Here is a 20,230-nt window from a genome sequence, read left to right as displayed (position 1 = left end):
TAGCAACATGCAGGACACCGGCCCCGGAGGGCGCACCCTGACGGTGGTGCGTCAGGAAACGTCGCTGGGCGCCGGGCGGGACCTTGAGTTCGGCCTGGAACTGCTGGCCAGGGCCAAGGCGGGCGGACTTGGACCCACCCTGCGGCTCTACCGGCCGGAGCCCACGGTGGCGTTCGGCCAGCGGGACACCAGGCTGCCCGGCTTCGCGGCCGCTGAACAGGCGTGCCGCGATGACGGCTTTGAGCCGCTGGTCCGCAGGGCCGGCGGGCGTGCGGCGGCGTACCATCAAGGCACACTGGTGGTGGATCATATCGAACCGGACCATGACGCCATCGCCGGATCAAAGACGCGCTTCGGCTACTTTGGCGGTCTCTTCGCCGAAACGCTGCTCAGGGTCGGAGTGCAGGCCGCAGTGGGCGAGATCCCCGGCGAGTACTGCCCCGGGGAATTCAGCGTGCACGGCACCGATGCCGCCAACGGCTCTCAGATCAAGCTGGTAGGCACCGCCCAGCGCGTGGTGGCCGGGGGCTGGCTGTTCAGTTCCGTGATCGTGGTGGAGGACTCCGGGCCCATCCGGAAGGTTCTGACGGACACCTACGCGGCGCTTGGTCTGGAGTGGGAACCGTCCACCGCCGGCGCGGCGGACGACCTGGTGCCCGGCCTTGACGTGGACGCCGTGGAAAAGGCGCTGCTGGAAACCTATGCGGGCCACGCCAGCCTGGTGGCGGCTCCCTTCAGCAGCCTGGAGGCGTGACCCGCGCAGGAGGCCGCGGTCAGTGCCCGCGTGCGATCCATTCGTCCAGCTGCGGCGCCTCGGCGCCGGTGGTGGTGCTGTCGCCATGCCCGTGGCCGCGGGTCAGCAGGATGGCCTTGAAAGTCCGGCTTCGCACTGCGGCGGCCACCGCGTCGGCGTCGTGCGCGGGGTCGATCAGCACGCAGTCGCTGTCATCGCCCACGATCCACACGGTGTCATCGCCCACGATCCACACGGTGTTGTCGACGTCCCAGGTGCCGACGTCGGGCGAAAACGTCCGGGCGCACCCTTGGAGCGGGCGATGACACCTTTGACTTTATGGACCATGGAAGGCTTCCCTAATGCAGATGGACAGAACGGTACCGGCAGCGCACCGCCGGTCCCGTTCTGTCTATCAAACGCGCTTTCTGGGGCGCTTTCCGCTACGCGGCCAGGCGGGTCCTGACCTCGGCGGCAGAGGGGTTGGTGGCGGCGGTGCCGTCCGGGAAGAGGACCGTGGGAACCGTGCGGTTGCCCCCGTTAAGCTGCTCCACGAGCTCGGCGGTGCCGTCCACTTCCTCGATGTTGATCTCGGTGTACCCGATGCCCTGCGCGTCCAGCTGTTTCTTCAGCCGGTTGCAGTAGCCGCACCAGGTGGTGGAAAACATGGTGATGGTGCCGGATTCGGGAGTGAAGTCCACAGGGCTCTCCTTGCTGTTGGTAATGGGGTCCGTCGGGGTCAACGGTATCGCGACCGGCGCTATTCCCGGGCGGCTTCGCAGGATGGCATGCTGGAGCCATGTGTGGACGCTATGTGATGGCACGTGCCGTGGGTGACCTGCTGGCCGGGTTCGACGCCGCCCTGGAGGACGAGGTGCACGTCCCGCCGTCGTGGAACGTGGCGCCCACCGATGAGGTTCCCATCGTCCTGGAGCGCCTGGTGGAGGACGGCGGACCAGCGCCACGGCACGTGCGCCAGCTGCACGTGGCGCGCTGGGGCCTGGTGCCCTCCTGGGCGAAGGATCCCTCGATCGGTTCCCGGATGATCAATGCCCGGAGTGAGTCCGTGCTGGAAAAGCCGGCTTTCCGGAAGGCTGTGCGGTCCCGGCGCTGCGCCGTCCCCGCGGACGGCTACTACGAATGGAAGCAGGGGCCCGGCAAAGCTAAGCAGCCCTATTATGTGCACCCCGGCACGGACCACGGGCTGGCCTTTGCCGGCCTCTACGAATGGTGGAAAGACCCTTCCGTGCCGGACGGGGAGCCGGCACGCTGGCTGCTCTCCACTTCCATCCTGACGGCAGACACCCCGCCGCCCGGGACGGAATCAACTGTCTTCGGCAAGCTGACGGAGCTGCATGACCGGGTGCCGCTGCCCATGGACAAGGACACCATGCGTGCCTGGCTCGACCCTGCAGCGGACGACGCCGCGGAACTGGTGGATCTGGTCCGGGCGCGGGTGCGGGACGTGGCGGCGGACTGGAAAGTGGAAACGGTTGGCCGGGAGGTGGGCAACGTACGCAATAACGGCCCGGAACTCATCCGGCCGGTGGAGGCGCTGTTCTAGCAGCCCCCTCAAGCAGCCCCTCTGGCGGCGGCGCCGCTCAGACGGTGACCGTGCCGGCGTCGTCCACTGTCCAGGAAGGGTTGTACGCAACTTCCCAGCGGAAGCCGTCCGGGTCCGCAAAGTAGCCGCTGTAACCGCCCCAGGGCTGGGTGACCGGTTCGGCGATGATGCTTGCGCCGGCAGCGGCCGCCTCCGCCATGACCCGGTCCACCTCATCGGTGCCGGGCAGGTTGTGGCTCAGTGTAATGCAGGGAACCGGGCCAGGGGCGTCCACGCCCGCCTCGGCCCGCATCTGGCCTGCATCCCAGAGGGAGAGGACCAGGCCGTGGTTGACCTGTATGAATACGACGTCGCCCTCCAGTTCGCGGTGGACCGGCCATCCGAGCCCGTCGACGTAGAACGCGCGGGACGCGGCAACACTGCGGACACCTAGCGAGATGAAGTCGACTCTGGGTTGCATGCTTCGATACTGTCAGACGATGGCGACAATTCAAGGAAATGATAGGGACGCCCTGGCGGACAAAGAGCAGCTTGCTGCCGTACGGGTCGCCGTTGACGAGGTGGATGACCAGATCGTCACCCTCATCGCCCGGCGCGAACGGCTCATCCGCATCGCCGGAACCCTTAAAGGGGACGACGCCGAAGTGCGGGCACCCGGACGCGTGGAACGGATCATCGAGCACGTCCGTTCGGCCGCGGAAAAGAAGGACATCGACCCGGACATCGTCGAATCCACCTACCGGGCCATGATCTCCGGGTTCATCGAACTCGAAATGCGCGTGCACAAAGGCAACGGCTAAAACCCTCTAGAGGGACTCGGAGACCGGCACGCCGGACTGGAAGTCCCTTCCGTCCGCCTCGCTGAAGGCGGTCATCACATGGCCCTCGCCCAGCCCGTTGATGGCGGCGAGCGGGAACTGCCCGGTAATGCTGGTGGCCGAATGGGTCACGCCGGAGAGGTCATAGTCCTCTTCTATGCCCTGGTCCCGGTTGAACGAGTAGAAGGCGATGGCCTCCCCGTTCATGAATTCGATGCACAGCCGCCGCTGCGCGGAGTAGTCCGGCGTGGCCCCCATCAGGCCCACCACATAGGCGCCGGAACCGGGAATGCTGCCGTCTATGTCAAAAGTGGCGATGGCAGTGGAGTCCTGCGTTGTGAGGCTTGCCTGCTTGAGGAGTGCGTCATCGGTGCTCATGGCTCCATCCTGCTCCCTGCCGCACCGTCAGTCCACCCCCGTCTAGGTTTTGTCCTGGCCCCGTCGTAGACTGGAATTATTCGAACACATATTCGAATAATTCGTTCGTTCCATCCGGGGAGGCAGCCATGGGCCTGTTCAGTGAATCCGTGGATGTGGCGTGCTCTCCGGACGGCGAGCCCCGGGAACTCTGCTGGGGCGGGCGGTCATACACGGTCTGCGCCGAACCGGTCCGCTGGTATGAGCGCCGCCAATGGTGGGCGGAGGAACGCCGCGCGCCCCTGGGCAGCGGGCCCGGCCTGGTGGACCATGAAATCTGGCGCGTCCAGGTCCTGCCCGCCGCCGGTCCGGAAGCCAACGGTCCGGATGCTGCGGGGGAGCCGCTCACCCTGGACCTTTCCCGCCATACCGGCAGCGGCCGCTGGCGGCTCCTGCGGATCCACGATGCACTGCGGCCCCGGACAGCATGAGCTTCACCCACCTCCACGTCTCCACCGCCTTCAGTGCGCACTACGGGGTCTCCTGGCCCGAGGAACTCGCCCAGGCCGCCGCGGCGGACGGGGCAACAGCGCTCGCCTGCACGGACCGGGACGGCCTGTACGGAACCGTCAAGCACCTCAAAGCCTGCATGGCCGCGGGAATCGATCCCATCGTCGGGGTGGACCTCGCAGTTTTCGACGACGACGGCGACCACCGCACCCAGGTGTCCGGCCGGGTGGTGGTACTGGCGCGCGGAAACAACAACGGGGCAGGTTACCGTGCCCTGTGCCGGCTGGTATCGGATGCCCACGCCCGCACCTCGGGCAAATCCGGGGGAGCGGTCCCGGCTGCCGTCACCCGCGCGGAACTGGCATCGCGCACCTTGGACCCGAACACCCTCAAACCCGTCCTCACCGTGCTGATCGGCCCTGACTCGGACGTGGGCCGTGCCATGGGCGGACGGCGCTACCTGCGCCCCCGCACCCTGTTCAAGGCATGGCTGGACGCCATGCCCGCCGGCACCGTGGTGACCGAAATCGTCTCCCAGCTCAGCCCTCCCGGGACGCCGCTCAGCACGGCCCACGCCGTCCGTATGCTCAAGCTCGCCGAAGAGCACCGCATCCCCGCCATCCTCACCAACGCCGTCAGGTACTGTGCCGCGGACGGGGCGCCCACAGCGGACGTCCTGGACTCGGCCCGCACCCTGAAATCCCTCCCGGAGCTCGCCGGCGAACCGCTGCTGCAGCCCACCGGCCGGGGCTGGCTGAAAACATCCGCGCAGATGCTCCAGCTGGGCAAGGAAATCATCTCCGCGGCCGGCTATGGCGCCGCGGACCTCAAACAGCTCATGGCGCAGACCGAGGCGCTCGCGGACCTCTGCCGGATCGATCCCGCATCGGATATGGGCTGGAAGCGGCCGGTGGTTCCCGAAGCCTCCGTCCTTGGCATCAGCCAGGACCCGCATGCGGAACTGACCCAGCGCTGCCACGCCGGGATCGGCAGGCGGTTCTCCGGTATCGCCGGGTCAGCTGAACGGGACATGCTGGCCCGCCTGGAGCATGAACTGGGCATCATCCGGAACCTGGGGTTTTCCGCCTACTTCCTGACCGTGGCAGAAGTGTCCCGGATGATCCAGGAAATGGGGGTCCGCGCCGCTGCGCGCGGCTCGGGGGCGTCCAGCCTGGTTAACTACCTCATCGAGGTCAGCCACGTGAACCCCCTGCAGCACGACCTGATTTTCGAGCGGTTCCTGTCGCGGGACCGGGCCACCCTGCCGGACATTGATATCGACGTCGAAAGCGCCGAACGCCATAACGTCTACCACCGCATCTTCGAACGCTTCGGCGCGGAGCGGGTCACGCTGATGAGCATGCAGAACGGTTACCGTGCCCGGGGTGCTGTCCGGGACGCGGGGCTTGCCCTGGGCATGGATGACGGTGAAGTGGGGGAGATCGCCAAGCAGCTGTGGCGGTTTTCGGCCGGAAAGTTCCGCGAGGCGCTGCAGGAGAAACCGGAGCTGCGCGGGTTCGCCGGCCGTGTGGAGCGGCGGGACGCGGACGGAAACCAGCAGCTGGACATGCTGGTGGACCTCACCGAACGCCTGGACCGGCTGCCCCGGCACATCTCCATGCACCCGTGCGGGGTGATCCTGGGGGATGCCACCCTGCTGGACCGCACTCCCGTGCAGCCCAGCGGCCTCGGGCTGCCCATGAGCCAGTTCGACAAGCACGACATGGACCCCATGGGGATGCTCAAGCTGGACGTGCTGGGCGTCCGGATGCAGAGTGCCATGGCCTTTGCTGTCCGGGAGGTCATCCGCATCCATTCCGGCAAGGAGGACGTGGTGTCCGCGGGCCGCCACGCGCCCGGACCTGACGGCTCCGGGCCCGACTACATTGCGGACAACGGCCGCATCGACCTCAACGCCGTGCCCCTGGATGACGAAGCGACTTTCGAACTCATCCGCAGCACCCACACCCTGGGCTGTTTCCAGATCGAGTCCCCGGGGCAGCGGGAGCTGATCGGCAAAATGGCGCCGCGCGAGTTCAACGACCTCATCATCGATATTTCGCTGTTCCGGCCGGGGCCCATGAAATCGGACATGGTACGCCCTTTCCTTGAACACCGGCACGGGTTCGCCCCCGAGGTCTATCCGCACCCGGACCTGAAGCCCGTCCTGGCGGAAACACACGGGGTCACTGTTTTCCACGAACAGATCCTGAAGACCTTCGATGTCATGACCGGCTGCGGCCTGGCGCGGGCGGACGAATTCCGCCGTGCCCTGGGCAACGAAGCGCTCGAACTGGGCGTGGAGGAGTTCTTCCGCAGGGAAGCACGGAAAAACGGCTACACCCCGGAAGTGGTGGACAAGGTCTGGGGGACCCTTAAGTCCTTTGGCAGTTTTGGGTTCTGCAAAGCCCACGGTGCCGCCTTTGCCGTGCCCACCTACCAGTCGGCCTGGCTCAAGGCGCACCATCCGGAAGCCTTCCTGGCCGGCCTGTGGGAGCACGATCCGGGAATGTATCCCAAGCGGCTGCTCGTGGCTGAAGCGCGGCGGATGGGCATCCCCATCCTTCCCCTGGACATCAACCGCAGCCACGCCGAGTACCGGGTGGAGCGGATCCTGTCCGGGCCTGATACCGGAAAACTGGGCATCCGGCTGAGTTTGAATGGGATCTACGGCCTGTCCGCCACCGAACTTAAGCGGATCGTTGCGGGCCAGCCGTACGACTCGCTTGCCGATCTCCGCGCCCGGGCCAGGGTCAGCAAGCCGAACATCAAACGGCTGGCCCAGCTGGGCGCTTTTGATTCACTGCACCGGGAAGCCGGCGGTACGGCAAACCGGGCGGACCTGGTGCACCACCTTCAGGAGCTCTCCGCCCCGGGCAGCGCGCGGAAAGGCAGGGAAGTCCTCGAGGGACAGCTGTCCCTGCCCCTGGGCGATATTGAACTGCGCAACGTTCGGCCGGGCCTTCCCGCGCCCACCCTGGCAGACAATGTCCGTGCGGAGCTGGATCTGCTGGCCGTGGACGTCAGCAGCCACCTGATGGACAGCCACCGGCCGCTGCTGGACAGCCTGGGGGTGACCACGGCGGACAAGCTGCTGGGCCTGCGCAACGGCACCGAAGTGCTGGTGGCCGGGGTGCGGGTCGCCACCCAGACGCCTCCCATGCGCGGGGGCAGGCGGGTGGTGTTCATCAGCATTGACGACGGCACCGGATGCATCGACTCGGTTTTCTTCCACGAGGCCCAGGAAAACGCCGGCCCGCTCCTGTTCGGCACCCGGCTGCTGCTGATCCGGGGGACCACCCGCCGGACAGGGCCGCGGGGAATCAGCCTCAGCGCCAGCATGGCCTGGGACCTTGCCCGCCCGGAGACACTCCCCGTCCCCGCGGCCGCGTTGGTCGGCCCTCCGCAGAACCTATAGCATTGACGGTGGCTGGCTGTGGTCCCCGTACGCCACAAGCTATGAAGCCGTAACTTTGAATAGGAGACACCCGTGTCAGATGCCCAGCAGATCACCCTTCTCGTCGATGGCGAAGAGACCAAGGTGGCTACCGGGACAACCGGTGCGGAACTCTTCTTTGAGCGCCGCGACGTGGTCGTGGCCCGCGTCAACGGCGAACTGAAGGACCTGGACCAGGAGCTGCCGGAAGGCGCCGACGTCGAGGGCGTCACCATCGATTCCCCCGACGGCCTGAACGTGCTCCGCCACTCCACCGCCCACGTCATGGCCCAGGCGGTGCAGCAGCTGCGGCCGGACGCCAAGCTGGGGATCGGCCCCTACATCACGGACGGCTTCTACTTCGACTTCGACGTCGCAGAACCGTTCACCCCCGAGGACCTCAAGACCCTCGAGAAGATGATGCAGAAGATCATCAACCAGAACCAGAAGTTCGTCCGCCGCGTGGTCAGCGAGGACGAAGCCCGCGAGGCCATGAAGAACGAGCCCTACAAGCTCGAGCTCCTGGGCAAGAAAAACGAGGCCGCCGAAGCCGGGGAAGGCGTCAACGTCGAGGTGGGCGCCGGCGACATCACCATCTACGACAACGTGGAGCGCAAGGAAGGCACCACCGTCTGGTGTGACCTGTGCCGTGGCCCGCACCTGCCCAACACCAAGCTGATCTCCAACGCCTTCGCGCTGACGCGCTCGTCCTCCGCCTACTGGCTGGGCAACCAGAAGAACCAGCAGCTGCAGCGCATCTACGGCACCGCCTGGCCCACCAAGGAAGCCCTCAAGGCTTACCAGGAACGCATCGCCGAAGCCGAACGCCGCGACCACCGCAAGCTGGGCTCCGAACTCGACCTGTTCTCCTTCCCGGACGAACTCGGATCCGGCCTGCCGGTGTTCCACCCCAAGGGCGGCATCATCCGCAAGGAGATGGAAGACTACTCCCGCCAGCGCCACGTCGAGGCCGGCTACGACTTCGTCTACACGCCGCACATCACCAAGGGCCACCTGTACGAGGTTTCGGGCCACCTTGACTGGTACAAGGAGGGCATGTTCCCGGCCATGCACGTGGACGCCGAACTCAACGAGGACGGCACCGTGCGCAAGCCCGGCCAGGACTACTACCTGAAGCCGATGAACTGCCCCATGCACAACCTCGTCTTCCGCTCCCGCGGACGGTCCTACCGTGAACTGCCGCTGCGGCTGTTCGAATTCGGTTCCGTGTACCGGTACGAGAAGTCCGGCGTGGTGCACGGCCTGACGCGGGTGCGCGGCATGACACAGGACGACGCCCACATCTACTGCACCCGCGAGCAGATGAAGGACGAGCTGACCAAGACCCTGAACTTCGTCCTGGGCCTGCTCAAGGACTACGGGCTCAACGACTTCTACCTGGAACTGTCCACCAAAGACCCCGAAAAGTACGTTGGCGACGACGCCACCTGGGAAGAAGCCACCCGGACCCTCGCCGAGGTGGCGCAGGAGTCCGGACTGGAACTGGTTCCGGACCCGGGCGGGGCTGCCTTCTACGGTCCCAAGATTTCCGTGCAGGCAAAGGACGCGCTGGGCCGGACCTGGCAGATGTCCACCATCCAGCTGGACTTCAACCTGCCAGAGCGCTTCGAGCTGGAATTCCAGGCCGCCGACGGAACCCGCCAGCGGCCGGTCATGATCCACCGCGCCCTCTTTGGTTCCATCGAGCGCTTCATGGGTGTGCTCACCGAGCACTACGCCGGCGCGTTCCCCGCCTGGCTGGCTCCTGTCCAGGTGGTGGGCATCCCGGTGGCGGAGGCCTTCAACGAGTACATGTTCGACGTCGTTGACCAGCTCAAGGCTGCGGGCATCCGCGCCGAGGTGGACACCTCCTCAGACCGCTTCCCCAAGAAGATCCGCACCGCCAGCAAGGACAAGATCCCGTTCGTGCTGATTGCCGGCGGGGACGACGCCGAGGCAGGTGCCGTGTCCTTCCGCTTCCGTGACGGAAGCCAGGACAACGGCGTGCCGGTGGCCGAGGCGGTCAAGCGGATCACCGAAGCCGTCCGCAACCGGACCAGCTAGCGGAAACGGAACACACCGTGCAGGAAAACACAGGCGCCGGGTATCCGGGGGATTCGGGCGTAACGGACGACTTCGACCTCGCCGGTGTTCCGGACGCCTTCCAGCGACTGTGGACCCCGCACCGCATGGCGTATATCAAGGGCGGCCAGCACCAGTTCAAGAACCAGGATGACTGCCCCTTCTGCGTGGGTCCCGCCCGCACGGACGAGGAAGCGCTGATCGTCTACCGAGGCAAGACCTGCTACGTGGTGCTGAACCTGTTCCCGTACAATCCGGGCCACCTGCTGGTGTGCCCTTACCGGCACGTTCCGGACTATACCGACCTCACCGTGGAGGAGACCGCCGAATTCGCCGAGCTCACCCAGACCGCCATGCGCGTCCTGCGGAAGGTATCCAATCCCGGCGGCTTCAACCTTGGCATGAACCAGGGCGTCGTGGGAGGCGCCGGCATTGCGGCCCACCTGCACCAGCACATCGTTCCCCGCTGGGGCGGCGACGGCAACTTCTTCCCGATCATTGCCCAGACCAAAGCCATCACCCAGACCCTCGATGAGGTCCGCCGGCAGGTGGCCGAGGCCTGGCCCGGGGAGACGGATGCTTAACAGGCACGCCAGGGGATTCTTTACCGCACTCTTCACGCCGCTGGCCAGATGGCTGCTGCGGATCGGCGTTTCGCCGGATGCGGTCACCATCGCGGGAACGGCGGGCGTGGTGGTTGGCGCGCTGGTGTTCTATCCGTCGGGCCAGTTGTGGTGGGGCACGCTGTTCATCACGGCCTTTATCTTCTCGGACGTCCTGGACGGCATCATGGCCCGGATGCAGAACGTGAAGAGCCGCTGGGGCAACTTCCTTGACTCCACGCTGGACCGCATTGCTGACGGCGCCCTCTTTGCCGGGCTGGCCATTTGGTTCTTCACCGGCGGGTCCAACGTGCCCATTGCCATGGCGGCCACCATCTGCCTGGTCCTGGGCATGGTGGTTTCCTATGCCAGAGCCAAGGCCGAATCCCTGGGGTTCACCGCGAACGTCGGGGTGGCCGAGCGCGCCGAACGACTGGTGTCCGTCCTGGTGGTCACCGGGTTCACCGGCCTGGGCCTGCCGCCGGTGGTGCTGCTGGCCACTCTGGTGCTGCTGGGCGCAGCCAGTCTTATCACCGTGGTGCAGCGCATCGTTTCCGTCCGCCGGCAGGCCATGGCCGAGGCAGCGCCGGCGGATTAACCCTGATTAAGCCGGCGGCCCGCGGTGGGACTAGTATTAGGACTGCCCGGTCAATGGACCCGGCAATCCGTGTGTGTCAAGGCCGGCAGTTCCGTGCCGCCTGCACGCCGGGCGAAGGTCATCTATCTACCCATAGGGGTTTTTGTGTCTACACCTGATGTAAGCAGCGAAGCCGGTTCGTCCGCGAACAGCGTCACGGGCAGCAACCGCGTCAAGCGGGGCATGGCCGAGATGCTCAAAGGCGGCGTCATCATGGACGTCGTCAACGTCGAACAGGCCCGCATCGCCGAAGACGCCGGTGCTGTGGCCGTGATGGCGCTGGAACGCGTTCCGGCGGATATCCGTGCCCAGGGCGGCGTGTCCCGCATGTCGGACCCGGACATGATCGACCAGATCATCGACGCCGTGTCCATCCCGGTCATGGCCAAGGCCCGCATCGGCCACTTCGTTGAAGCCCAGGTCCTGCAGTCCCTCGGCGTCGACTACATCGACGAGTCCGAGGTCCTCACCCCGGCCGACTACATCAACCACATCGACAAGTGGAACTTCAAGGTTCCCTTCGTCTGTGGCGCCACCAACCTCGGTGAGGCACTGCGCCGCATCAACGAGGGCGCGGCCATGATCCGTTCCAAGGGCGAGGCCGGCACCGGCGACGTCTCCAACGCCACGGGCCACATGCGCCAGATCCGTGCAGAGATCGCCAAACTGTCCGCGCTGCCCGAGGACGAGCTCTACGTCGCGGCCAAGGAACTCCAGGCTCCGTACGAACTGGTCAAGGAAGTTGCCGCCGCAGGCAAGCTCCCCGTGGTTCTCTTCACCGCAGGCGGCATCGCCACCCCGGCGGACGCCGCAATGATGATGCAGCTCGGGGCTGACGGCGTGTTCGTCGGTTCCGGCATCTTCAAGTCCGGCAACCCGGCACAGCGGGCCGCCGCCGTCGTCAAGGCCACCACCTTCTACGACGACCCCGATGTCATCGCCAAGGCCTCACGCGGCCTGGGCGAAGCCATGGTGGGCATCAACGTCGACGAGATCCCCCAGCCCCACCGCCTCGCCGAGCGCGGCTGGTAATTCTCTCTTAGCGCCTTGGGGGCGCCGGACGGCGCGATCCTCTGCGTGCTATTCCCCGCCTCCCGCTGCCGCCAGACAGGCGATGGCTGGGGGCGGGGCCCCTTTTACGCACGCTGCCGGATCAGCCCCGCCGGTCGCTGGTCGCTTCGCCTAAGTCATGACGACGCCGGTTCCTCACCCTTTGCGGTGGGGGACCGGCGTCGTACTTCTTTAAGTGGTGTGGTGTGGTGTGGTGTGGTGTGGTGTGGTGTGGTGTGGGGCGGGTGGGGTGCCTGGCTATTCCAGGCCGCGGCGCTTGAGCAGCGGTTCCAGCCTTGCTTCGCGGCCCCGGAGGATCCGGAATGATTCCAGCGGGTCGCGGCTGTTGCCCCGCGACAGGAGTTCCCGGCGGAAGCGTTCGCCGTTGGCACGGGTCAGGCCACCCTGTTCCGTGAACCAATCCACCGTCTCCGCGTCCAGGACCTCGCTCCAGATGTAGGAGTAGTAGCCGGCCGCGTAGCCCGCGCCCGCGAAAATGTGCTGGAAGTAGCCGGTGCGGTAACGGGGCGGAATCAGCGGGTGCGCAAGTCCGGCCGCGGCGAGGGCCTTCGCTTCGAAGGCTATGGCATCCTGCGGAACATCGTCCGGTCCGAGGACATGCCAGGCCAGGTCCAGCAGCGCCGCGCCAAGGTACTCCGTGGTGGCGAAGCCTTCGCCCCAGAGCCGGGAGGATTCCAACCCGTCCACGATCCCGGCCGGAAGCGGTTCCCCGGTTTCGTGGTGGCGGGCGTAGTTGGCCAGGACCTCGGGCCACATGATCCACATCTCGTTGACCTGGGACGGGTACTCCACGAAGTCGCGGGGCACTGCCGTGCCGGAGAGCTTCGGGTAGGTGACGTCGGAGAACAGGCCGTGCAGCGCGTGGCCGAACTCATGGAACACTGTCCGCACCTCGTCGAGCGTCAGCAGAGCGGGTTCACCGGCCGGCGGCTTGGAGATGTTCAGCGTGTTGATGACCACGGGCCGGGCGTCCAGCAGCGCCGACTGGTCCACGAGGCTGTTCATCCAGGCGCCGCCGCGCTTGGATTCGCGCTGATAGTAGTCACCCAGGAACAGGCCCAGGCCGCTCCCATCCGCGTTCCGCACCTCCCAGACGCGGACATCCGGATGGTAGCCGGCGAGGTCGGTGCGCTCATGGAACGTGATTCCGTAGAGGGAAGTGGCGGCGAAGAAGACGCCGTCCGCCAGGACCCGTTCCAGCTCGAAGTACGGGCGGATCGCGTGCTCATCCACCTGGTGCCGTTCCCGGCGGACCTTTGCGGAGTAGTAGGCCCAGTCCCAAGGTTCCAGAGGGTGCCCGGCCGCTTCTGCCAGGACGCGCGCCTCGGCATCCGCGTTCCGCACCGCCGCAGGCGCGAGCCGGTCCAGCATGGCCTGCACGGAGTCGAAGGAGGGTGCCGTCTGCAGATCCACCACCAGTTCGGCGTAATTGGCGAAACCGAGCAGGGCCGCTTTTTCCGCGCGCAGGCCGGCCATGGTCCGGGCAAGTCCGGTGACGTCCAGTGCGCCGCCGCCGCTGCCGCGCCCCACGGACGCTTCGAACAGCCGACGGCGGACGTCCCGGTTCCCCAGCGCGGCGAGGGCCGGCTGGTTTCCCGGCTGGAGGAGGGTGAGCAGGAACTTGCCATCGTGCCCTGCGGCGCGCGCGGCTTCGGCAGCGGCTGCCACCTCGTCATCCGGCAGGCCGGCCAGTTCCGCCCGGTCTTCAATGAGCAGGGCGCCCGACTTCATTCCTTCCTTGACCCTCTGGCCAAAGTCGGTTCCCAGCCGTGCCAGTTCGGCGTTGATGGCGCGGAGACGCTCCTGCCCCGCCGCGTCCAACTGGATACCGGCCTGGCGGAACTCCTTGAGATACTCCTCCACCAGCCGCGCCCCCTCGGCGTCGCACCCGGAGGTGTCGATGGCCGCGAAACGCCCGTATAGGTCCCGGTTGAGAAATATCTCGTCCTGGTGGGCGGAGAACCGCGGCGCCAGCTTGGTCTCGAGTGCCCGGATTTCCTCCGACGCGTCCGCGGAAACCAGCGTGAAGAACGACGCCGATGCCCGCCCCAGGAGCCGGCCGGAGCGTTCCATTTCCACGGCGGTGTTTTGGAAAGTCGGGGCAGCAGGGTTGCCGGCGACCGCCCGGATCTCCGCCAGCTGCTCACTGAGGCCGGCTTCGATGGCTTCTTCGAAGTGCGCGGGAGTGACCGTGCTGAACGGCGGAAGCCCGTACTCCAGCGGGCTGGGCGTGAGAAGGGGGTTTGTCATGAGGCAAACCTTTCACAACGGCCCCGGCGGCTCAACGCGACAGACCGCCCGCCGTCCAACCGGCTACCGGGGTCGGCGCGCCGCGTGCTGCCGGGCGAGCTCAGCGAAGTGGTCGTCCGGCTCGCCGGGTTCAAACGTGCCGAACTTCCGCTCAGCCGCGGTGCGGATCAGGAAGTCGGCGATCGCGGGATTCTTCGGCAGCAGCGACCCGTGCAGGTAGCTGGCGACGATGTTCCGGTAGCGGGCGCCCTCGTGGCCGGAGCTGCTGTTGTTGCCGGTCCCCTTGGCAACGGTCCCCAGCGGCCGTACCGCAGGACCGAGCGTGGTCTGGCCGCTGTGGTTCTCGTAACCCAGGACCTCGCCAAACTCAAGAGTGTCCACTTTGACGTTGCCGATCAGGCGCTCGTCCGTGCCGTGGGTTTCCACGTCCAGGATGCCGATGCCGGGGATCACGGTGCCGGTCCGCGTCTTGAAGAAGCGCCCAAAGAGCTGGTAGAGGCCGCAGATCACCAACATGGGCAGGCCGTCCTCGGCGAGGGCCTTCAGTACCGGCGCGCGGGACTGCAGGTCGTCCTGGATGATCAGCTGGCCGCTGTCCTGTCCGCCGCCGCCCACCAGGATGTCCGCCTCCTCCGGCCAGGCGTCGCCCACGTTGTATTCGATGAGTTCCGGGGTGTAGCCGTGCCACGAGATGCGGCGCTGGAGCACCAGGGCGTTGCCCCAGTCGCCGTAAATATTCATGTCCCGCGGGTACAGCTGCACCACCCGGAGTGTCCCTTTGCTCCCGCCGCCGGTAGTTGCTGCTTCTGGGTTCACGAGACAACCTCCACGGTGGTGATCTTGGACAGCTCACGCCGGATGGCCAGCATGGCGGTGTAAGTGCAGAATATCCGCTTGGGCTTGCCCTTCCCTTCCCTGATGAACGACGCCAGGGCCGGGGCGATTTCCGGCTCCACGGAGCCAACCGGCACCTCGTCGTACTGCAGGCGCAGCGCCATGTCGTAGGCACGTGAACCGGTCAGCTGGTCCACGCCGCCTTCCCGGAGGGATTCGAACTCCACGTCCCACAGCCAGGACATGTCGCGGCCGTCGGCGTAGTTGTCATTGATGGCCACCATGGTGGCATAGCCCGCTGCCGGGAAGGACTTCAGTCCCAGCCGGAAGCCGCTGGGGTTCTTCACCAGCACCAGATCCAGCGGCTGGCCGTCCACGGTCAGGCTCTCGCCGCGGCCGAACGCCGGCGCAACCCGGGACAGTGCGGCCAGCAGCGCATCGTTGTCAGCGGCGGCCGCGCCGCTGCCGCAGATGCTTCGCGCCAGGGTGAGCGCGGCTGCGGCATTGAAGATGTTGTAGACGCCGCGAAGCTTCATCCCTGTGGTGGCCGTACCGCCGTCGTACTCAAAGCTGGCGCTGGCGGCGCCCACCGAGCGGAGTACGACGTCGGCTGCGGGCTTTTCGGGCAGGCGCGCCGGAGCGGGGCTGCCGGGAGCGGCGCGCATGTCGTCGTCGTTGGGGAATGTCCCGAGCAGCGAGTCGTCCAGGCCGAAATACTTCACTTCCTGGCCGGTGAGGGTGTCTGCGATCCGCGCCACACGTGGGTCTTCCCGGTTGAGGACGACGGTTCCGGTGGTCTTGGCCGCGATGTGCTGAAGCAGCTGGGCTGTCTTGTCGATTTCGCCGAACCGGTCCAACTGGTCCCGCAGGACGTTCAGCAGCAGGCAGTACCGCGGCGGGACGCTGTTGACGAAGTGCACGGCATGGGCCTCGTCCAGCTCAAGGACGGCGATGTCCGCGTCCAGCCGCCCCCGCCAGTCCACCTCGCCGAGCAGCGCCGCCGCCACGCCGCGGGTGAAGTTGCTGCCGGTGCGGTTGGTGAACACCTTCAGCCCCTGGCTTTCGAGCAGTTCAACCACCATCTTCGTGGTGGTGGTTTTGCCGTTGGTGCCGCTGACCACCGCCACGCCGTGGGGGAGGTCTGCCAGCGTCCGCCGCATGAAGCCGGGGTCGATTTTCTCGACGACCAGGCCGGGCAGGGCCGAGCCGCCGCCCCGAAGCCGGGACACCCGGCGGACCAGCTTGCCGAGCGGAACACTGAAGTAGAACATAGTTCGAATATATCCCAGCAGGGGCATGCATCCCGGCCGGCCCGGCATGACCCGCGACCGGGGGAATGGCCCCGGCCCGTATGCTGGATGGATGACAACTTCCCTTTCCGCCGCTCCCGCACGTCCTGGAACCGGGCTGCGGATCGGTGTACTGGCGCTCCAGGGCGACTTCCGCGAGCACCTCCGCGCTGCTGCAGACAGTGGCGCGGAGGCGGTGGCCGTACGCCGGCCACAGGAGCTGGAAGGCCTGGACGGCCTGATCATTCCCGGCGGGGAATCCACCGCCATCGACAAGCTGGCCCGCGCGTTTGAGCTTGCAGTGCCGCTGCGCGAACGCATCGCCGCCGGCCTGCCGGTCTACGGGTCCTGCGCAGGCATGATTCTGCTGGCCTCCGATATTGCAGACCCTGCGACCGACCTTTCCGGCGCGCCGCAGCAGACCTTCGGCGGCCTGGACATTACGGTGCGCCGCAACGCCTTCGGCCGGCAGCGGGAGTCCTTCGAAACTGACCTGGACTTCAAGGGATTGGAGTTCAGTGCCACCGGCTCCGGCGTGGCGCCGGTCCATGCCGTGTTCATCCGAGGGCCCTGGGTGGAGCGCGTTGGGCAGGACGTGGAAGTGCTGGCACAGGTGGAGCCGGCCGACCCGGAACATGCCTCCCACGCGGCGCCCCTGCCCGGGACGGCTAGAATTGTGGCAGTGCGTTCGGGCCAGCTCCTGGCCACCTCCTTCCACCCGGAAGTGACCGGGGAAAAACGCATCCACGAACTTTTTATCCGCATGATCAGAGGAGAAGCGTAAAGCATGTCAGGCCACTCCAAATGGGCAACGACCAAGCACAAAAAGGCGATCATTGACAGCCGCCGCGCCAAGTCGTTCGCCAAGCTGATCAAGAACATCGAAGTCGCGGCCCGCATGGGCGGTCCGGACCTCGCGGGCAACCCTGGCCTGGAACTGGCCGTCACCAAGGCCAAGAAGACCTCGGTTCCCAACGACAATATCGACCGTGCCATTAAGCGCGGCGCCGGCCTCACCGGCGAAGTGGTGGACTACACCGAGATCATGTACGAAGCCCGCGGCCCGCAGGGGTCCGCCCTCCTGATCGAGTGCCTCACCGACAACAAGAACCGGGCCGCGTCCGAGGTACGCCTGGCGATCTCCCGCAACGGCGGCACCATCGCCGACCCCGGGTCCGTCAGCTACCTCTTCACCCGCAAGGGAGTAGTCAACCTGCCCAAGAACGGCCTCACCGAAGATGACGTCCTGATGGCCGTGCTCGATGCAGGGGCTGAAGAAGTCAAGGACAACGGCGAGACCTTCGAGATCCACTCCGAGCCCGGAGACCTCCCCGCGATCCGCGGGGCGCTCAAGGAAGCCGGCATCGAATACGACACCGATGAAGTGGAATTCGTTCCCTCCATGCAGGTGGAACTGGACGTGGACGGCGCGCGGAAGTTCCTCAAGCTCGCGGACGCCCTGGAAGAGCTCGACGACGTGCAGAACGTCTACAGCAACGCCGACCTCAGCGACGAAGTCCAGGCCGCCCTGGAATCCGAGTGACGGAACGCCCGTGACGCTCCGCGTCCTGGGCGTTGACCCGGGCCTGACCCGCTGCGGCATCGGCGTAGTGGACGTGGAACGGAACCGGCGCGCCACCATGGTGGCTGTCGGCGTCGTGGGCACCGCCCCGGATGAAACGCTGGATCAGCGGCTATTGGTCATTGACACTGCCATTGACGAATGGCTGGACCGCTACGAACCGCAGGTTCTCGCCGTCGAACGCGTTTTCTCCCAGCTCAACGTCAGCACCGTCATGGGGGTGGCGCAGGCGTCCGGCGTGGTGATCGCCGCGGCCGCGCGCCGCGGCATCCCGGTGGCGCTGCACACGCCGTCGGAAGTCAAGGCAGCTGTTACCGGCAGCGGATCCTCCAACAAGGATGCCGTAACCAAGCTCGTCACCAAGATCCTCCGGCTGGACGCGCCGCCCCGGCCCGCCGACGCAGCAGACGCCCTGGCCCTGGCCATCACCCACGCGTGGCGGGCAGGCAGTGGTGCCGCCGTCGCGATCACCGGCCCCGGAAGCTCTTCCCTGACCCCGGCGCAGCGCGCATGGGCCGATGCTGAGGCCAAGGCGCGCCGCTCGCGCTGAATGTCGGGTGCCTTGCTAGGGTATTCGTAGATATGTTCGGATAGCCGGTCCTCCGTGATGGAACCGGCCGTACACCAGGAGCCAGGCCTTGATCAGTTTCCTCCGCGGAACCGTGGCGCACGTAGGCCTGTCCACGGCCGTCATCGACCTCAACGGGGCCGGCATGAGCGTGAACGCCACGCCCCAGACGTTGAGCGGACTGCGCCTCGGTGAAGAGGGGCAGCTGTTCACGTCGCTGATCGTTCGCGAGGATTCCCTCACCCTCTTCGGTTTTGCGTCCGACGACGAACGGGAAGTTTTCGACGTGCTGCTCAGCGTGAGCGGCGTGGGCCCGCGGCTGGCGCTGGCAGTACTTGCCGTCCACGAACCGGAGGCCATCCGGGTTGCAGCGCACAGCGGTGACAGCAAGACCTTCACCAAGGTGCCCGGCATCGGGCCCAAGGTGGCGGGCCGGATCGTACTGGAACTGGCAGGAAAGCTGGTGCCGCACGGCACATCCGGCGCAGCCGCGGCGCCGACAGCCGCCGAAGCGTCCTGGAAGCCCCAGGTGGTGGCCGCCATGACCAGCCTGGGATGGTCCGAGAAAGACGCCTCCGGCAGCATCGACAAGGCGCTGGCCGACGAGCCAGAGGTTTCGTTCCGCGGCAACGTCCCGGAAATCCTGCGTACTACCCTCCGGTGGCTGGGCCAGGACGGAGCGCGTGCCGGCAACCGCGTAGGCAGCCGTGGCTGAACCATCCCTGGTGGCTGCGGGGGAGGAGCCGGAAGAGCGGGCCATCGAGGCCGCGCTCAGGCCGAAGAACCTGGACGACTTCGTGGGCCAGCACCGCGTGCGGAAACAGCTCTCGCTGGTGCTGCAGGCCTCCCGGATGCGCGGACGCAGCGCAGACCACGTGCTTTTCTCCGGTCCGCCCGGCCTCGGCAAGACCACCCTCGCCATGATTGTGGCCGCGGAAATGAATGCTCCCCTGCGCATCAGCAGCGGCCCGGCCATCCAGCACGCCGGGGACCTCGCGGCCATCCTGTCGTCCCTGTCCGAGGGCGAGGTGTTGTTCCTTGACGAAGTCCACCGGATGTCCCGGCCGGCCGAGGAAATGCTCTACATGGCCATGGAGGACTTCCGGGTGGACATCGTGGTGGGCAAGGGTGCCGGCGCCACGGCTATCCCGCTGGAGCTTCCCCCGTTCACCCTCGTGGGAGCCACCACCCGCGCCGGACTGCTGCCTGGTCCGTTGCGCGACAGGTTCGGGTTCACTGGGCACCTCGAGTTCTACTCAGTGCCGGAGCTGGAACTCGTGTTGCGCCGCTCCGCGGGACTGCTGGACCTGAAGGTCAACTCCGCCGGCTTCAGTGAAATAGCCGGGCGTTCGCGCGGTACGCCCCGTATCGCCAACCGGCTGCTGCGGCGCGTGCGGGACTGGGCCCTGGTGCACGGTGTGGAGCAAATCGATGCCCGTTCGGCATCGGCGGCGCTGGACATGTACGAGGTGGACAAGAAGGGCCTGGACCGCCTGGACCGGGCCGTCCTGGACGCCCTGATCACCAAGTTCGGCGGAGGGCCGGTAGGGCTGTCCACCCTGGCGATCGCCGTCGGCGAAGAAACCGAAACGGTGGAAACAGTGGCCGAACCGTTCCTGGTCCGCGAGGGGCTCCTGGGCCGGACGCCCCGCGGCCGCATCGCCATGGCTGCGGCATGGACCCATATGGGCTACGCCGTCCCGCCGGGACTCTTCGGCCAGGAACAGCTGGAGCTCTTCGAGCCGGAAGAAGGCGGAACCCCGGCGGGAGACTGGGCCACGGAAGGCCAATAGGGCTTACCTCCAGCTTTTCCCTTTAGACTTGGTATGACGCTCGGCACGTTCGGGTCTCGTCCGGCGGCCGCCGTCAACCGCGGCCCGCGCCGGACTCATCATCA

21 protein-coding genes are annotated in these 20,230 nt (G+C 66.7%); 14 read left to right on the top strand and 7 right to left on the bottom strand.

Features of this window, described 5'->3' with window-relative positions:
• Window positions 1-7: 7 nt before the first annotated feature.
• Window positions 8-754 carry a biotin/lipoate A/B protein ligase family protein gene (locus tag ACIQCN_RS05430; RefSeq protein ID WP_400609855.1) on the top strand — a complete coding sequence of 249 codons (747 nt, stop codon included), beginning with the start codon at window positions 8-10 and terminating at the stop codon, window positions 752-754.
• Between the two features lie 19 nt (window positions 755-773).
• Here the strand turns inward: ACIQCN_RS05430 and ACIQCN_RS05425 are convergent, their stop codons facing one another.
• Together ACIQCN_RS05425 and ACIQCN_RS05420 are read right to left on the bottom strand one after the other, a co-directional pair.
• The gene (locus ACIQCN_RS05425) at window positions 774-980 is read right to left on the bottom strand and encodes a hypothetical protein (protein ID WP_400609765.1); all 207 of its coding nucleotides are present in this window, start codon (window positions 978-980) and stop codon (window positions 774-776) included.
• Between the two features lie 196 nt (window positions 981-1,176).
• Window positions 1,177-1,434 (bottom strand): mycoredoxin, encoded by a 258-nt coding sequence (locus ACIQCN_RS05420; protein ID WP_050684421.1) that lies wholly within the window; start codon window positions 1,432-1,434, stop codon window positions 1,177-1,179.
• A gap of 98 nt (window positions 1,435-1,532) precedes the next feature.
• On the opposite strand from ACIQCN_RS05420, the gene ACIQCN_RS05415 reads away from it, so the two are divergent.
• A complete protein-coding gene (locus ACIQCN_RS05415; RefSeq protein WP_400609763.1) occupies window positions 1,533-2,297 on the top strand; it encodes an SOS response-associated peptidase in 765 nt (254 codons plus the stop codon).
• Window positions 2,298-2,334: 37 nt separating this feature from the next.
• On the opposite strand, the gene ACIQCN_RS05410 is transcribed toward ACIQCN_RS05415, so the two are convergent.
• On the bottom strand, window positions 2,335-2,757 hold the full coding sequence (locus tag ACIQCN_RS05410) for a VOC family protein (RefSeq protein WP_400609761.1): 423 nt from the start codon (window positions 2,755-2,757) through the stop codon (window positions 2,335-2,337).
• 19 nt (window positions 2,758-2,776) lie between these two features.
• Between ACIQCN_RS05410 and ACIQCN_RS05405 the strand changes: the two genes are divergently transcribed.
• On the top strand, window positions 2,777-3,097 hold the full coding sequence (locus ACIQCN_RS05405; RefSeq protein WP_400603568.1) for a chorismate mutase: 321 nt from the start codon (window positions 2,777-2,779) through the stop codon (window positions 3,095-3,097).
• Between the two features lie 6 nt (window positions 3,098-3,103).
• On the opposite strand, the gene ACIQCN_RS05400 is transcribed toward ACIQCN_RS05405, so the two are convergent.
• Window positions 3,104-3,493: a hypothetical protein gene (locus ACIQCN_RS05400; RefSeq protein ID WP_400603570.1), complete on the bottom strand. Its 390-nt coding sequence runs from the start codon at window positions 3,491-3,493 to the stop codon at window positions 3,104-3,106.
• 128 nt (window positions 3,494-3,621) lie between these two features.
• On the opposite strand from ACIQCN_RS05400, the gene ACIQCN_RS05395 reads away from it, so the two are divergent.
• The 6 genes from ACIQCN_RS05395 (at window position 3,622) to pdxS (ending at window position 11,771) form a co-directional block, all read left to right on the top strand.
• On the top strand, window positions 3,622-3,963 hold the full coding sequence (locus ACIQCN_RS05395) for a DUF6504 family protein (protein ID WP_400609759.1): 342 nt from the start codon (window positions 3,622-3,624) through the stop codon (window positions 3,961-3,963).
• Window positions 3,960-7,400 carry a DNA polymerase III subunit alpha gene (locus ACIQCN_RS05390; RefSeq protein WP_400609757.1) on the top strand — a complete coding sequence of 1,147 codons (3,441 nt, stop codon included), beginning with the start codon at window positions 3,960-3,962 and terminating at the stop codon, window positions 7,398-7,400. The genes ACIQCN_RS05395 and ACIQCN_RS05390 overlap by 4 nt, the downstream gene beginning before the upstream one ends.
• Before the next feature lie 72 nt (window positions 7,401-7,472).
• The gene (thrS, locus tag ACIQCN_RS05385) at window positions 7,473-9,482 is read left to right on the top strand and encodes a threonine--tRNA ligase (RefSeq protein ID WP_400609755.1); all 2,010 of its coding nucleotides are present in this window, start codon (window positions 7,473-7,475) and stop codon (window positions 9,480-9,482) included.
• 17 nt (window positions 9,483-9,499) lie between these two features.
• Window positions 9,500-10,084: an HIT family protein gene (locus ACIQCN_RS05380; protein WP_400603575.1), complete on the top strand. Its 585-nt coding sequence runs from the start codon at window positions 9,500-9,502 to the stop codon at window positions 10,082-10,084.
• On the top strand, window positions 10,077-10,700 hold the full coding sequence (pgsA, locus tag ACIQCN_RS05375; protein WP_400603577.1) for a phosphatidylinositol phosphate synthase: 624 nt from the start codon (window positions 10,077-10,079) through the stop codon (window positions 10,698-10,700). The genes ACIQCN_RS05380 and pgsA overlap by 8 nt, the downstream gene beginning before the upstream one ends.
• A gap of 144 nt (window positions 10,701-10,844) precedes the next feature.
• Window positions 10,845-11,771, top strand: a complete 927-nt coding sequence (gene pdxS / locus ACIQCN_RS05370; protein ID WP_377216101.1) for a pyridoxal 5'-phosphate synthase lyase subunit PdxS — start codon at window positions 10,845-10,847, stop codon at window positions 11,769-11,771.
• 276 nt (window positions 11,772-12,047) lie between these two features.
• On the opposite strand, the gene ACIQCN_RS05365 is transcribed toward pdxS, so the two are convergent.
• The 3 genes from ACIQCN_RS05365 to ACIQCN_RS05355 form a co-directional block, all read right to left on the bottom strand.
• The gene (locus ACIQCN_RS05365) at window positions 12,048-14,060 is read right to left on the bottom strand and encodes a M3 family metallopeptidase (RefSeq protein ID WP_400609754.1); all 2,013 of its coding nucleotides are present in this window, start codon (window positions 14,058-14,060) and stop codon (window positions 12,048-12,050) included.
• Window positions 14,061-14,123: 63 nt separating this feature from the next.
• A complete protein-coding gene (locus ACIQCN_RS05360; protein WP_400603581.1) occupies window positions 14,124-14,876 on the bottom strand; it encodes a type 1 glutamine amidotransferase in 753 nt (250 codons plus the stop codon).
• A complete protein-coding gene (locus tag ACIQCN_RS05355) occupies window positions 14,873-16,165 on the bottom strand; it encodes a MurT ligase domain-containing protein (protein WP_400609752.1) in 1,293 nt (430 codons plus the stop codon). Before ACIQCN_RS05355 ends, ACIQCN_RS05360 begins: the two co-directional genes overlap by 4 nt.
• Window positions 16,166-16,256: 91 nt before the next feature.
• Between ACIQCN_RS05355 and pdxT the strand changes: the two genes are divergently transcribed.
• The 5 genes from pdxT (at window position 16,257) to ruvB (ending at window position 20,126) form a co-directional block, all read left to right on the top strand.
• Complete coding sequence (pdxT, locus tag ACIQCN_RS05350) at window positions 16,257-16,967, top strand: pyridoxal 5'-phosphate synthase glutaminase subunit PdxT (protein WP_400603585.1); 711 nt, start codon at window positions 16,257-16,259, stop codon at window positions 16,965-16,967.
• Between the two features lie 3 nt (window positions 16,968-16,970).
• Complete coding sequence (locus ACIQCN_RS05345; protein ID WP_400603586.1) at window positions 16,971-17,726, top strand: YebC/PmpR family DNA-binding transcriptional regulator; 756 nt, start codon at window positions 16,971-16,973, stop codon at window positions 17,724-17,726.
• Window positions 17,727-17,736: 10 nt separating this feature from the next.
• Window positions 17,737-18,315 (top strand): crossover junction endodeoxyribonuclease RuvC, encoded by a 579-nt coding sequence (gene ruvC, locus ACIQCN_RS05340; protein WP_400609750.1) that lies wholly within the window; start codon window positions 17,737-17,739, stop codon window positions 18,313-18,315.
• Window positions 18,316-18,403: 88 nt separating this feature from the next.
• Complete coding sequence (gene ruvA / locus ACIQCN_RS05335; protein WP_400609748.1) at window positions 18,404-19,048, top strand: Holliday junction branch migration protein RuvA; 645 nt, start codon at window positions 18,404-18,406, stop codon at window positions 19,046-19,048.
• Window positions 19,041-20,126: a Holliday junction branch migration DNA helicase RuvB gene (gene ruvB, locus ACIQCN_RS05330; RefSeq protein ID WP_400603592.1), complete on the top strand. Its 1,086-nt coding sequence runs from the start codon at window positions 19,041-19,043 to the stop codon at window positions 20,124-20,126. The genes ruvA and ruvB overlap by 8 nt, the downstream gene beginning before the upstream one ends.
• Window positions 20,127-20,230: the final 104 nt, after the last annotated feature.

Origin of the sequence: Pseudarthrobacter sp. NPDC092424, from assembly GCF_044754925.1 — a bacterium.
Taxonomy (GTDB): domain Bacteria; phylum Actinomycetota; class Actinomycetes; order Actinomycetales; family Micrococcaceae; genus Arthrobacter.
Note: the sequence above shows the minus strand (reverse complement) of the source record. Positions and strands in the feature narration are given on the sequence as shown.